The following is a 14,144-nucleotide window of genomic DNA, read 5'->3' as shown; positions in this document are numbered from 1 at the left end:
AAGCGAGGCGCCCGCATCATGGCAATACTGAAACGCGTGGCGGAGACGGCCCGGCCTGCGGTCCCGTTCACGTTGGACGGCCGGGCCTGTACCGCGCTGGCGGGCGACACGGTGCTGACCGCCGTGCTGACGCAAGCGGACTGCGTGCGCCATTCGGAGTTCGGCGGCGCCCCGCGCGCGGGCTTCTGCATGATGGGCGCCTGCCAGGATTGCTGGATGCAGCTGGAAGACGGCGCACGCGTGCGCGCGTGCTCCACTTCCATCGCGCCGGGCATGCGCCTGCGGACCACGCCGCTGGCGCCCGCCGCAGCCCCCAACACGCTGGCCGCTGCCTGGCCGGAGGATGAGGCGCCATGAGCATGGTGATGCCCGTTATCGTCGGCGCCGGACCGGCCGGCGTGCGCGCCGCGCAGGCGCTGGTCGCGCAGGGCCTGCGGCCCGTGATCCTGGATGAAGCCCCGCGCGCCGGTGGCCAGATATACCGGCAGCCGCCAACCGGATTTCAACGGCCGAAATCGGCGCTATATGGCTTCGAGCATCGCAAGGCCGACGCCGTGCACCGCGCCATGGACGCCTTGCTGCCGCAGGTTGACTACCGTCCCGGCAGCCTGGTGTGGAACCTGGAAGGCAAGACGTTGGACGTTCTGCAGGACGGCGTCAGCACGGCGGTGCCGTACACGCACCTGATCCTGGCCACGGGCGCCACCGACCGCGTGCTGCCATTTCCCGGCTGGTTGACGCCCGGCGTCTATACCTTGGGCGGTTCGCAGGTGGCCCTGAAGCACCAGGGCTGCGCCATCGGCGCGCGCGTCGCTTTCCTGGGCACGGGCCCGCTGCTGTACCTGGTGGCCTATCAATACGCCAAGGCGGGCGCGCAGGTGGCCGCGGTGCTGGACACGTCGCGTTTTGCCGATCGCCTGGCCGGCCTGCCGGGCTTGCTGCGCGCCCCTGGCTTGCTGGCCAAGGGGTTGTATTACATGGCGTGGCTGCGCGCGCGCGGCGTGCCGCTGCGCAGCGGCGTGCGCCCGGTGGCGGCGCAAGGCAAGGACCGCGTGACGGGGCTGACCTACCGCCAGGGCGAACGCACGCACACCGTCGAATGCGACGCGCTGGCGTATGGCCTGGCCCTGCGTTCCGAAACCCAGTTGGCAAGCCTTGCCGGCTGCGAATTCGAGTACCTCGCGCGGGATCGCAACTGGGTGCCGCGGCGCGACGCCGCCGGACGCAGCAGCGTGCCGGGGGTGTATGTGGCGGGCGACGGCGCGTCGATTGGCGGGGCCGATGCCGCGGAACTGGCGGGCGAACGCGCCGCGCTGGCGCTGTTGGAAGACAGCCGGCATCCGCACGACGCGGCGCGCGCCCGCGAGCTGGAAGCGCGGTTGGCCGCCAATGGCCGCGTGCGCGCGGCGCTGGAACGCGCATTCCCTTTTCCCGAGGACTGGGCACGCGGCATCGCCGACGACACCGTCGTCTGCCGCTGCGAGGACGTGACGGCCGGCACGTTGCGCCAGGCCGTCACCGACACCGCCGCGCAGGAAATGAACCGCCTGAAAGCGCTGACGCGCGTGGGCATGGGGCGCTGCCAGGGCCGCATGTGCGGCGCGGCCGCGGCCGAAGTGCTGGCGCAAGCCTGCGGGCGGTCGCCGGCCGACGTCGGGCGCCTGCGCAACCAGCCGCCCGTCAAACCGGTGCCGGTGCGCGTGGTGTACCGGGAACGGCAAGAAAAGGCGCCGTCATGACGCTGCGCATCGACACCGAAGTCGCCATCATTGGCGGGGGCATCGTGGGCGGCAGCGCGGCGCTGTTTTTGCGCCGCCAGGGCGTGCCCGTGGTGCTGCTGGAGGCTGCGCTGTGCGGCGCGCGCGCCAGTGGCGTGAACTACGGCGGCGTGCGCCGGCAGGGCCGCGGGCTGGAACAGATGCCGTTGACGCGGCGCGCCCATGAACTGTGGGGCCAGTTGCCGGAACTGATCGGCATCGATGGCGAGTACGTGCGTTCCGGCCACTTGAAGCTGGCGGCTACCGCGTCCGATATGGCGCTGCTGGAAGCCTACCGCGAACGCACGCGGGGCTTCGGCATGCACCTGGAAATGCTGGATCGGCGCACCTTGGCACGCCGCTTCGGCTGGCTGGGCCAAGCGGTTGCGGGCGGATCCTTCTGCCCGGAAGACGGCCACGCAAATCCCCGTTTGGTGTCGCCGGCATTCGGCCGCGCGGCCGGCGCATTGGGGGCGGACGTGCGCGAAGGCGTGCGCGTGGCGTCGGCCGACCATGATGGATCGCACTTCATCCTGCGCACGGACGACGGGTTGGAGGTGCGCTCGAAATTCCTGCTCAATTGCGCGGGCGCCTGGGCCGGCCGGTTTGCCGAAGCCTTCGGCGAACCGGTGCCCGAAACCTCCATCCATCCGCTGATGATGGTGACCGAGCCGCTGCCGGCGTTCATGGACATCAGCTTGGGGATACAAGGCGGTGGCATCTATGCGCGCCAGGTGGCGCGCGGCAATTGCGTGATCGGTGGCGGGCGGGGCGAATCGTCGAACCCCGATTTCGCGCGGCCCGGCCGTGCCGGACTGGGCGCGCTGATGGCCAACGCCACGACGCTGCTACCGGTGCTGCGCGGCGCGCAGGTCATCCGATTCTGGACCGGTGTGGAAGGCAATATGCCCGATCACAACCCGGTGCTGGGCCCGAGTTCCACCGTGCCTGGCCTGCTGCACGCCTTCGGGCTGTCGGGCGCGGGCTTCCAGATCGGCCCCGCCGTGGGCGAGGTGCTGTCCGAACTGGTCGTGCGCGGCCAGTCCTCCATTCCTATCGATGCCTTCCGCATTGAACGGTTCTCGGTCGCCGCTCACGGCGCCGCGGTCCGGCCTGAGAGTGTTCGTGAGCAAACGCTGGAGTCACCATGATGGATAAGAAACAGGGCGCATCGCGCCCCGGCAAGGGGAAGTGGCTGTTGGGCGCGGCGATGATGGCGTTGCTGTCCGCGGGCGCCATGGCGCAGCAGAAGACGTTGTACGTCGGCATGAACGGCGGCGACATGGAACGCGCGTTCACGCAGTACGTGTTCCCGGATTTTGAAAAGGCCAACAACGTCAAGATCGTCGTGGTGCCTGGCACCTCGACCGATGTGCTGGCCAAGGCGCAGGCCTACAAGGACAAGCCGCAGATGCACGTCATGTTCCTGGATGACGGCATCATGGCGCGCGCGATTTCGATGGGCCTGTGCGAACAGTTGAACGACGATCCCGTGCTGAAAGAGCTGTACCCCACCGCGGTGATGAAGGACCGCATGGCGGCCGGCATCGACATCGGCATGACGGGCCTGGGCTACAACACCAAGATGTTCGCCGACCGTGGCTGGGCGCCGCCCACGTCCTGGATGGACCTGGCGGATCCGAAGTACAAGGGCAAGGTCGTGTTCCAGTCGGCCTCCGGCAGCACCTTCGGCCTGCACGGCTTCCTGATGTTCAACCGCATCCAGGGCGGCGACGACAAGAACTACGAGCCCGGCTTCAAGAAGTGGCCCGACACCATCGGCCCGAATGTGCTGGAGTACATCCCCAATTCGGCCAAACTGGCCGAGATGATCCAGTCCAACGAGGCCGCGATCTTCCCGCTGACGCCCACGGCGATTGCCCGCTTGAAAAAACGCGACATCCCGGTGGAATACGCGCAACCCAAGGAAGGTTCGGTGATCCTGATGGTAGGCGAATGCGTCATCGCCAAGAACAGCGAACCCGAACTGGCGCAAAAACTGGCGCTGTATCTGCTGTCGGCCAGCGCGCAGGCGAAGGCGCTGGAAATGGGCGGCCACTTCCCGTCCAACAAGAACGTCCAGGCACCGGCGGACAACGCCGAGGCGCTCAAGCGTTTCCAGGGCTATATGGCGAACGCCAAGATCCTGGACTGGGATCAGATCAACACGACCCGGCCCGCGTTCAACGCCCGCTGGAACCGCACCGTCGAACGTTGATAAGATCTTGCGGCGCGCCGCTAGCGGATAACCCGCCAGCGCGCGCCGCGCACAGCTCGGGCCTGCTCGCCCACAGAATGGAAGGACCCGCATGCGGCTCATCATCAATTCCGGCGGCCCGTCCGCCATCGACGCCTGGCGCGAGCAGTTCCGCGCCTTCGCGCCCGAACTGGACGTGGTGGGCTGGCATGAAGACGTCGATCCCGCCACCGTCGACTACGCGCTGGTCTGGGCCCCCGACGCCGGCCGGCTGGCCACCTTTACCCGCCTGAAGCTGATCATCAGCGCCGGTGCCGGCGTCGACCACATCCTGGCCGACCCGCAGCTGCCGCGCCACCTGTCCATCGCCCGCATGGTCACCGCCCGGACCCGCACAGAAATGGCCGAGTTCGTGCTGACATCCGCGCTGATGCTGACCCGCGATATCAAGCGAGTCGTGGACAACCAGGCGCGTCGGCACTGGGAGATTTTCGACTCGCTGCGCGTGGCCGCCGACATGCGCGTCGGCATCATGGGCCTGGGCCACCTTGGCGTGGCTGCCGCCGAATTGCTGTCCCGCGTGGGCTTCCCCGTCACCGGCTGGTCGCGGGGCGCCACCAGGCTGGAAGGCTTGCCCTCTTACGCTGGCCAGGCCCAGTTCGGCGAATTCCTGGCCGGCACCGACCTGCTCGTCTGCCTATTGCCCGCCACCGACGCCACCCGGGGCATCCTCAACACCGCCACGCTGTCGCAACTTCCCCGCGGCGCCAGCCTGATCAACGCCGGCCGCGGATCGCATATGGTCACGCAAGACGTCGTAGATGCCTTGAACAGCGGCCAGTTGCACCAGGCGATCCTGGACGTATTCGAGCAAGAACCGCTACCCCCGGACTCCCCGTTGTGGACGCATCCCGGCATCATCATCACGCCGCACTGCGCCGCGATTCCAGACCGCAAGGAACGCGCCCGCCATACGGCATGGCTGATCGAAGCCAACGAGCGCGGCGCGGAATTGCCGAACATCTACGACCCGCAGCGCGGCTATTGACCCCCCACACGCCAGCCAGCCACATCAAGCATCACCCCAACGCAAGACACTGCGTAAGCCCCAAAAGGCCGCCCGCGCGGCCGGCCTGGGGCGGGCCCCGCAAGACGCTTGCGCCCACCCCGCCGCTTGCAAGAATCCCAAGCAAACCGTTCACCCCCGCTGACGCCAAATTGCCATGGACCGAGCCTGGCGTGGCGGTGTCGCGCGGTGCGCGGGGAGTCGATAAGCCCGAGGGAATCTGAAGGAACCGCCGAAGGCGGCGACGAAGATGACAAGGGGGAAGTCCGGAGCGAAGGCTCCGGACCGCAATCGTTGACCCGCGCACCGCGCGACACCGCCACGCCAGGCGTCAAAAGAACGCCTTCAGTCACGCCCCAAAATAACGACAACAAACCCACGAAAAACCGCAAAATCTGCAAACCCCTTCAAGCTACATTGCCCTCCAAGGAGCAAGCATGAAGCCCGAAACCCGAACCCTGTACGCCCAACGCCTGGACCCCGTCCTGCGCTGGCTGGCCGCTCACCCCGATGCCGACCCCGACCTGCACCGGCTGGCCGACCTGGCCTGTCTGTCCCCCTATCACTTCCACCGCGTCTACCGCGCCATGATGGGGGAAACCGTCAACGCCTCCGTCCAGCGCATCCGCATGCATCGCGCCGCGGCCGCGCTGGCAGGGTCACAGGCACCGTTGAGAGACGTTGCGCAACGCGCCGGATATGAATCCGACGCCGCGTTCAATCGGGCATTCGGCGCCGTCTTCGGCATTCCGCCGGGCCGTTACCGGGCCGCGCGCTCCCTTCCCCTAGACACACAGGAGCTTGCCATGTACCCCATCGCCATCGAACACTTCCCCGGCGTCACGCTGGCCGCGTTACCGCATCGCGGCAGCTACCAAGATATCGGATCCGCCTTCAGCCGCGCCTTCATGCTGGCCGTGGGCCGAGGAATCGCCAACCCCGCCACCGTCGGCTTCGGGGTGTACTTCGACGACCCTGAACAGGTGCCCGAAAGCCAGCTGCGCTCGCTTGCCGGCATGCCGGTCGCGCCCGACGCCGAATTGGGCGACGAACTGGAGCGCTTCGAGATCCCGCCCGGCCGTTGCGCCATCCTGACCTACACCGGCCCCTACAACGAAATAAGCCAGCCCTATCAATGGCTGTTCTCGGAATGGCTGCCCGCCAGCGGCATGGTGCCGGCCGACTTTCCCATGTTCGAGCAGTACCTGAACGACCCGCGCACCACGCCGCCCGCGCAATTGCAGACCCGCATCTGCCTGCCCTTGAAATAACGGCCGAAACTACCCGAGCACGCCGGCCAGATACTGCCGCAGCCACGCGTGCGCGGGATCATCCTGATAGCGCTCGTGCCAGTACAGCGACACCGCGATCGGGGGCAGCGTCAGCGGCACCTTCAACGTGACGATGCGCGCCGCGCCCGTCATCGCCCGCGCGATGCTGACCGGCATCGTCGCGATCAGGTCCGAGCCTTCCACGATGAACGGACAGACCAGATAACTGGACAAGGTCGCCACGATCTTTCGGCTGCGGTTCTGTCCCATCAGAATGCGATCAATCGCGGTGCTGAAATAGCGCGTGTGTGCCGCCAGGTCCAGGTGGCCGTAGCGCAAATAGGCGTCCAGGTTCCAGCGCTTTCGCAAGCACGGATGGCCTTCGCGAACCATGCACACCGCCGGCTCCTGGTACAGGAAACGCGTGCGTAGATCCGGTGCCGGGTCCGGAAAATAACCGGCGATCAACTCCACATGATTCGTGTCCAGCATGCTCAGGCCGTGCTGCGGACGCGCCGGCACGATCTGCAACTGGAAATGCGGCGCATCCACGGCCAGTCGCGGGATCAGCTTGGGCAACAACGTGAATTGCACATAGTCCGTGGCATAGAACGACAGCGTGCGCGACGATTGCGCAGGGTCGAAGGCGTCGCGGGTGCGCGTGGCCCGGTGCCAGCTTTCCAGGAGCGGCTTGAAATTCTGATGCAGCTCCATCGCGCGCAACGTGGGTTGCCACACACCGCCTTCACGCACCAGCAACGGGTCGCCAAATAGCTGGCGCAGCCGGTTCATCGCCGCGCTCATCGCCGGTTGGCTGATGTTCAACTGCTCTGCCGCGCGCGAGACGTTGCGGCACGCCATCAGCGCGTCGAAATGCAGAAGCAGATTCAGGTCCGGATTTTTCACGGCCGCGCACCTATAAATGGCAGTTATACAAATATAAACCCATAGGGCTGCTGTCATTGAATCCGCAGGCCTAGCATGGCCTTGTTGTTGCAGCGAACCAAGGTCGGACACGCATGATCCGGCCACAAGGAAGTTCTATCAACAAGGGGAAACCAAGCCATGAACCAAGGGCTGATACGCAGTTGCTGTCGCATTGCCGCCGGGGTCGCGTTGTTTGCGGCCGCCGGTTCCGCCAGCGCCGCCTGGCCGGATAAAGTGATCCGCATCGTCGTGCCGTTCGCGGCCGGCGGGTCCACAGACCTGATCGCGCGCAAGGTGGCCGAAGGACTGGGCCAACGTCTGTCCGCCAATGTCATCGTCGAAAACCGCCCCGGCGCGGGCGGCACGGTGGGCACCGAATACGTCGCCCGGCAACCGGCCGACGGCTACACCATTTTGATGGGCTCGGTCAGCACGCATGGCAGCGCGCCCTGCGTGTATTCCAAGCTGCCGTACGACGCCATCAAGGACTTCACGCCCCTGACGGTGGTGGCCACGATTCCCAACGTGATGTCGGTGAACCAGTCGGTGCCCGCCAAGACCTTGCAGGAATTCGTGGCGCTGTTGAAGAAAGAGCCTGAAAAGTACTCGTTCGCCTCCAACGGCCAGGGCACGTCCAACCACTTGGCGGCCGAGCTCTTCAAGACCACCGCCGGCGTGTCCATGGTGCATGTGCCCTACCGTGGATCCGGGCCCGCGCTGATCGATCTGGTGGGCGGGCAGATCAACATGATGGTCGACGTCGTGATGACGTCCTACCCTTACATCAAGGACGGCAAGATCAAGGCGCTGGCGGTGACCTCGCCACAGCGTTCGCCGATGCTGCCCGACGTGCCGACCGTGGCGGAATCCGGCTATCCGGGCTACGAGGCCATGGTGTGGTTCGGCATGCTGGCGCCGGCCGGCCTGCCCGAACCGCTGCGGCAAAAGCTCACCGACGGCCTGGTGCAGACCTTGCACGCGCCCGCCATGAAGACCTATCTGGAGCAGCAAGGCGCCCAGGTATCGGACGTGGCGGGGCCGGCGTTCGGCACGATGATCAAAGATGAAATCAGCAAGTGGTGCCAGGTGGTGAAGAAGGCCGACATCCGTCTGGATTGATCCGCCCGATCCACAAGACTCTTTTTGGAAAGAATGATATGTATCGCATTGGGATAGACGTCGGAGGCACGTTTACCGATTTCACGATGATCGACGAGGACGCCGGCGTGGTGCACTTTCATAAAGTGCCTTCCACGCCGCACGATCCCTCGGAAGCCATCGCCACCGGCATTGGCCAGATGCTGGCCGACCACGGTGTTCCGCCCTCGCAGGTGTCGCATGTGGGGCACGGCACCACGGTCGCCACCAACCTCATCATTGAACGCAAGGGCGCGCGCGTCGGGCTGATCACCACGCGCGGGTTCCGCGACGTGCTGGAGATCGGCCGCCAGACGCGGCCGCATCTCTACGACTACAGCGTGGGCAAGCCCCCCGTGGCCGTGCCACGCGAATTCCGCGTCGAGGTCGATGAGCGCGTCAACGCGGCGGGCGAGGTGTTGACGCCGCTGGACGACGAGCAGGTGCTGGCCGCCGCGCGCCAGTTCGCCGCGGCTGGCATTGAAGCCGTGACGATCTGCTTCCTGCATGCTTACCGCAATCCGGCGCACGAACGCCGGGCGGCGCGGCTCGTGGAGGAGGTCATGCCGGGTGTCTACATCAGCCAGTCGTCCGATGTACTGCCGGAGTTCCGCGAATATGAACGCCTGTCGACGACCGTGCTGAATGCCGCCGTCGGGCCGAAGATGGCGCGCTATCTGGAACGCTTCCTGCTGCGCGTGCGGGAATTGAACATCGGCCACGAACCGCACACCATCCACTCCAACGGCGGCCTGATGTCGATTGCCACGGTGCGCCAGTATCCCGTGCGGACCTGCCTGTCGGGGCCGGCGGCGGGCGTGGTGGGCGCGGCCGCCGTGGGCCGCGCCATCGGCAGCCTGAATCTGGTCACCTTCGATGTGGGCGGAACCAGCACGGATGTGTCCCTGGTGTGCGATGGCCGTCCGTTATTCACATCGCATCGCCATGTGGCGGGCTATCCCGTCAAGACGCCGATGGTCGATATCCACGTGATCGGCGCGGGCGGCGGCAGCATCGCGTGGCTGGACGACGCGGGCGCGCTGAAAGTGGGCCCGCACAGCGCCGGCGCCGTGCCGGGACCGGTGGGTTACGGCCGCGGCGGCCAGGAGCCGACGATCACCGACGCCGAGATCGTCTTGCAGCGGCTGAACCCCGTGGCCCTGCTGAACGGCCGCATGCCGGTGCACGCCGACGCGGCGCGGCAAGTCATCGATGAACGCGTGGCCAGGCCGCTCGGTCTGGACCGCGATGCGGCCGCCGAAGGCATCCTGCGCATCGCGGCGGCGAACATGAGCCGGGCCATTCGCGCCGTGTCGACCGAGCGCGGCTACGACCTGTCGGACTTCGCGTTGTATGCCTACGGCGGCGCGGGGCCCCTGCACGCGGTGGAAGTTGCCGAAGAATGCGGCATTCCGGTCGTGATCGTGCCGCAGGAGCCGGGCACCATGTGCGCGCGTGGCATCCTGCTCAGCGACATTTCGTTCGACTTCGTGCAGAGCGAGATCTCGTTGGCTGGCGAAGACACGTGGCCGGCGATCGCGGCCATCTTCAAGGGCCTGCGCACGCAAGCCGAAAACTGGTTGGCGGAGGAGCGCGTGGACCCGGCGCTTCGCGTCTATCGCAGCGCGATCGACGCCCGCTACGAAGGACAGAACTTTGAAGTGCAGGTCAGCCTGGACGACACCGGCGTGGGCGGCCATGCGGAATTCGCGCGCCGTTTCGCCGAGGCGCACGAACGCGAATACGGGTACACGGTGGACGACCGCAAGGTGCAGATCATCAACTGCCGCATGCAGGCCGTGGGCCAGGTGGTGAAGGCGCCGCTTGCGCCACGCCATATCGGCGGGGTGCTCGCCGATGCCAGGATTGGCCAGCGCGACGCCTATTTCGGACCCACGCACGGCTGGCAGGAGACCCCGGTGTACGACCGCGATCGCGTGCCCACCGGCGCGCGCTTCATCGGCCCCGCACTGCTGGAAGAAATGAGTTCAACCACCGTCGTCGGCGTTGGCCAGCACGCCAGCGTCGACGAATACGGCAACCTGATCATCCGCTTGCAAGGAGGCTTGCATGACTAAGCCCGACCATTCCGGTTCCAGCGTGGCGCTGGCCGACCCCATTGGCATGGAGGTGTTCTGCAACCGCCTGCTGTCCATCACCGAAGACATGAACAACACGCTGGTGCGCGCGTCGTTCTCGACCAACATCAAGGAACGCAAGGACTGCTCGGTGGCCTTGTTCGACGCGGCTGGCCGGCTGGTGGCGCAAGGCACGCAGATTCCGCTGCACCTGGGTTCGCTGGATGGCGCGATGGGCGCGATCCTGCGCACGTTCAAGACCGACGACATCCGTGACGGCGACGTGTTCATCTGCAACGACCCCTACCTGGCCGACGGCAGCCATCTGCCCGACATCAACATCGTGACCCCCGTGTTCTGGGAAGGCGTGCTGCGCTTCTTCGCGGCCAATATCGCGCACCATTCGGACGTGGGCGGCGCGGTGCCAGGATCGATCGCGGGCGGCTTGAAGTCCATTTTCGAAGAAGGCATTCGCATCCCCGCCTGCCGCATCGCCAAGCATGGTGAGACGGACGAGGACATGCTGCGCCTGATCTGCGCCAACACTCGCGACCCCGAAGAGCGCGTGCTGGATCTGCGCGTGCAGATGGCGACCAACCGCCGGGGCGCGGCCGCGGTGCAAGGCCTGATCCGGCAGATGGGGCTGGACGCGGTGCTGCGTTCCGTGGATGACGTGATCGCGTACACGCGCCGGCGCCTGCTCAACCGCATCGCCGAGCTGCGGCAAGGCAGCTACACGTTTCGCAGCGATCTGGACGACGACGGAATGGGCGGCGATCCGGTGCCGATCCAGGTGACGCTGACGGTGCGCCCCGGCAATCTGCATTTCGATTTCGACGGCTCCGGCAAGCAGGCGCGCGGCGCGATGAACCTGCCGATCAATGCGTTGCGCGCCTGCGTGTACTACGCCGTCAAAGCGTTGCTGGATCCGGACCTGGCGCCCAACGCCGGCTTGTTCGACCCCATTAGCGTGTCGGCGCCGGTGGGCACCATCACCAACCCGGAACATCCCGCGGCGGTCGGCGCGCGGTCGATCACGGCGCAGAAGGTCGCGGGCGCGATCTTTGGCGCGTTCCGCGGTTTGTTGCCGCCCGAGAAGACCATGGCGTCCAGCAACGACTGCTGCCCCGCAATCGTGTTTTCAGGCCGCTGGCGCGAGCGCGCGGGGCACTTCGTCTATCTGGAAACGCTGGGCGGTGGCGCGGGCGCGCGCTTCGATGCCGACGGAATGGACGCGGTCCACGTGCATATGACCAACACGTCCAACCTGCCGGTTGAAGCGCTGGAAAACGAATATCCATTGATGATGGACGAATACGCCATGATCCCCGACTCCGGCGGTGTTGGCCGCACGCGCGGCGGACTGGCGATCGCCAAGCAGATCCGCGCGGTAGGACCGGGCATCGTGTTTTCGGCGCGTTCGGACAGCCACACCGTGGGTGTGGCGGCCGGGGTGGACGGCGGCGGCGACGGACGCCGCGCGCGGCTGATCCGCAACTTCGGCACGCCACAGGCCGAGACGCTGTTTTCCAAGACGGCCAACATCGCGCTGGCGCCCGGCGACAGCGTGCGCATCGAAACGCCGGGCGGCGGCGGGTATGGAGCGCCATCGGAACGGCCCCGCGGGCGCATCGAGCAGGACCTGGCTGACGGAAAAATCAGCGTGGACGCGGCGCGGGCTGCCTATGGCGCGGGCGCCGTGCCCGTCACCCTACGTTGAGCGTCATCGAGTACTTCATCTTGTCGTGCGGGAAGGTGGTGATGGTGGCCAGCAGCAGCAGGCCGCCATCACCGTAATAGCGGCGGGTGATGACGAAGCCGGCCGTCTTGGGCTCGACCTTCAACTGCTTGGCGATCGTGGCATTGATGGGCGTGGCCGAGAATTCCTGGTTGACCTCGGTGATGCGGTCGCCAAAGTGGTCTTCGATCAGGCGCAGCAGCGAAATGCGCGATTTGACCTCGACGCGCACGTCCGAATGTTCGGGGTCGGCGTAGATGAGCGTGCTGGCCGCGGCGGTGTCCTGGTCATCCAGGGTCTTGATGGAGTTGATATGCAGCCAGGACTTGTCGGACGTGCAGCCCAGTGCCTCAGCCAGCCGCTTGGGCAGCTTGATGGTGCGCACGTCCTGCACCAACAGCGCCGCATTGCGCGCGTATTGCAGCAGGTCGGGAAACTGCGAGATGCGCTGTGTGAAGCGGGTGCTGGCGCGGGCGGTCTCGACGCGGGTGCCCACGCCGGGGCGGCGCGACACCATGCCCGCCACGGTCAGCATGCGGATCGCTTCGCGGATGGTGTGGCGGCTGGCGTTGAACTGGTCGCACAGCTCGTGCTCCGTGGGCAGCAGCGTCATGACCGGGTAGCGGCCGGTGCTGATGTCGTGCGACAGCGTTTGGAAAATGCTCTTGTAACGGGGGCCGCCAACGTCGCCGTCGGGCGCCTGCGATTCGGGTTTCCCGCGCGCCTGCCGTGCTCCGCCAGGGCCGGTCGCGCGCTCGGAGGATCGGGTCATGGGGGGAGCTCCTTGCATTGTTATATGGGGTTTGTACGGACAATAACCGATTGACAACGATGTCTCGTCGGATTCATTATTTGTCCGGACATTCATGTACGGACAAAGTGTACCAACAATCGGGGGTTCTCATGGGCAAGGTACTTGCAGTGATCGCGGCGACGACGGTGGCCGTCGGACTCAGCGCAAATGCAGCAGCGCAGCAGAAGTTGGTGGTGGCCGGCTACGGCGGCTCGTTCGAAGACATCATGCGCAAGGACATCTTCCCGCCCTTCGCCAAGCAGCACGGCATCGAGCTGGACTATGTGGCTGGCAACTCCACCAATACGGTGGCGCGGCTGCAAGCGCAAAAGAGCAACCAGCAGATCGACGTGGCCATCATCGATGACGGCCCCATGTACCAGGCCATCGCGCTGGGCTTTTGCGAACCCATCAAGGGCCTGCCCGCCGACGACATCTACAGCACCGCGCGCTACAAGGACGACAAGGCCGTGGCCATCGGCATCGTGGCCACCGGCATCATGTACAACAAGAAGGTTTTCGACGAAAAGAAGTGGGCCGCGCCCACGTCGTGGAAAGACCTGAAGGACCCCAAGTACAAGAAGCAACTGGTGGTGCCGCCGCTGAACAACACCTACGGCCTGCACGCGCTGGTGGAATATGCGCGCGAAGGTGGCGGCGGCGAAAAGAAGATCGACGCGGGCTTCACCACCTTCAAGAACGAGGTGGGTCCCAATGTGCTGGTGTACGAGCCGTCGCCCGGCAAGATGACGGAACTGTTCTCGTCAGGCCAGGCCGTGATTTCCGTGTGGGGCAGCGGCCGGGCCAAATCGTTTGCCGACACTGGCTTCCCGGTGGGCTTCGTGTATCCGCAAGAAGGCGCCTACGCGCTGCTGTCCTCCGTATGCCCCGTTGCCAAGCCCAAGACCAACCCCATGGCGCAGGCGTTCGTGCAGTACCTGGTGACGCCGGAAGTGCAGGAAAAGTTGGCCAGCGCCTACGGCTACGGACCGGTCAACAAGAAGGCCAAGGTCACCGATGACCCGCGCGTGCCGCTGCCTATCGGCAAGCGCGCCGCGGATTTGATCGTGATCGACTGGGACACGGTGAACCAGAACCGCGACGACTGGAACAAGCGCTGGACGCGGGAAATCGAGCGCTGACACGGTGCAATACGGGGCGGCGCGGCGCGTCGCCCACG

General features: G+C 66.2%; 12 protein-coding genes. 10 read left to right on the top strand and 2 right to left on the bottom strand.

Annotated features, from left to right (window positions below; all coding sequences use genetic code 11):
• Positions 1-18 precede the first annotated feature (18 nt).
• From CQ050_RS04385 to CQ050_RS04360, 6 genes are all read left to right on the top strand, one after another.
• Complete coding sequence (locus CQ050_RS04385) at positions 19-357, top strand: (2Fe-2S)-binding protein (RefSeq protein ID WP_105555623.1); 339 nt, start codon at positions 19-21, stop codon at positions 355-357.
• Positions 354-1,739: an NAD(P)/FAD-dependent oxidoreductase gene (locus CQ050_RS04380; RefSeq protein WP_105555622.1), complete on the top strand. Its 1,386-nt coding sequence runs from the start codon at positions 354-356 to the stop codon at positions 1,737-1,739. Before CQ050_RS04385 ends, CQ050_RS04380 begins: the two co-directional genes overlap by 4 nt.
• The gene (locus CQ050_RS04375; RefSeq protein WP_105555621.1) at positions 1,736-2,908 is read left to right on the top strand and encodes an FAD-binding oxidoreductase; all 1,173 of its coding nucleotides are present in this window, start codon (positions 1,736-1,738) and stop codon (positions 2,906-2,908) included. Before CQ050_RS04380 ends, CQ050_RS04375 begins: the two co-directional genes overlap by 4 nt.
• A complete protein-coding gene (locus CQ050_RS04370) occupies positions 2,905-3,975 on the top strand; it encodes an ABC transporter substrate-binding protein (RefSeq protein ID WP_105555620.1) in 1,071 nt (356 codons plus the stop codon). The genes CQ050_RS04375 and CQ050_RS04370 overlap by 4 nt, the downstream gene beginning before the upstream one ends.
• 91 nt (positions 3,976-4,066) lie before the next feature.
• The gene (locus CQ050_RS04365) at positions 4,067-5,002 is read left to right on the top strand and encodes a glyoxylate/hydroxypyruvate reductase A (RefSeq protein WP_105555619.1); all 936 of its coding nucleotides are present in this window, start codon (positions 4,067-4,069) and stop codon (positions 5,000-5,002) included.
• 455 nt (positions 5,003-5,457) lie between these two features.
• On the top strand, positions 5,458-6,291 hold the full coding sequence (locus CQ050_RS04360; protein ID WP_105555618.1) for a GyrI-like domain-containing protein: 834 nt from the start codon (positions 5,458-5,460) through the stop codon (positions 6,289-6,291).
• Between the two features lie 9 nt (positions 6,292-6,300).
• Here the strand turns inward: CQ050_RS04360 and CQ050_RS04355 are convergent, their stop codons facing one another.
• Positions 6,301-7,197, bottom strand: a complete 897-nt coding sequence (locus CQ050_RS04355) for a LysR family transcriptional regulator (protein ID WP_233213788.1) — start codon at positions 7,195-7,197, stop codon at positions 6,301-6,303.
• Positions 7,198-7,356: 159 nt separating this feature from the next.
• Here CQ050_RS04355 and CQ050_RS04350 point away from each other — a divergent pair, with 159 nt between their 5' ends.
• The 3 genes from CQ050_RS04350 to CQ050_RS04340 are packed head-to-tail and all read left to right on the top strand — an operon-like array spanning position 7,357 to position 12,153.
• On the top strand, positions 7,357-8,337 hold the full coding sequence (locus CQ050_RS04350; RefSeq protein ID WP_105555617.1) for a tripartite tricarboxylate transporter substrate binding protein: 981 nt from the start codon (positions 7,357-7,359) through the stop codon (positions 8,335-8,337).
• A gap of 38 nt (positions 8,338-8,375) precedes the next feature.
• Positions 8,376-10,433, top strand: coding sequence for a hydantoinase/oxoprolinase family protein (locus CQ050_RS04345; protein ID WP_105555616.1), 2,058 nt, complete (start codon positions 8,376-8,378; stop codon positions 10,431-10,433).
• On the top strand, positions 10,426-12,153 hold the full coding sequence (locus CQ050_RS04340; protein WP_105555615.1) for a hydantoinase B/oxoprolinase family protein: 1,728 nt from the start codon (positions 10,426-10,428) through the stop codon (positions 12,151-12,153). The genes CQ050_RS04345 and CQ050_RS04340 overlap by 8 nt, the downstream gene beginning before the upstream one ends.
• Here CQ050_RS04340 and CQ050_RS04335 read toward each other — a convergent pair.
• Positions 12,140-12,943, bottom strand: coding sequence for a GntR family transcriptional regulator (locus CQ050_RS04335; RefSeq protein ID WP_105555614.1), 804 nt, complete (start codon positions 12,941-12,943; stop codon positions 12,140-12,142). The genes CQ050_RS04340 and CQ050_RS04335 overlap by 14 nt on opposite strands.
• 131 nt (positions 12,944-13,074) lie before the next feature.
• Between CQ050_RS04335 and CQ050_RS04330 the strand changes: the two genes are divergently transcribed.
• On the top strand, positions 13,075-14,106 hold the full coding sequence (locus CQ050_RS04330; protein WP_105555613.1) for an ABC transporter substrate-binding protein: 1,032 nt from the start codon (positions 13,075-13,077) through the stop codon (positions 14,104-14,106).
• Positions 14,107-14,144: the final 38 nt, after the last annotated feature.

Source organism: Achromobacter sp. MYb9 (assembly GCF_002975275.1).
Lineage (GTDB): Bacteria > Pseudomonadota > Gammaproteobacteria > Burkholderiales > Burkholderiaceae_B > Achromobacter.
The sequence above is the reverse complement of the archived record's forward strand: the minus strand, read 5'-3'. Positions and strand labels throughout refer to the sequence as shown.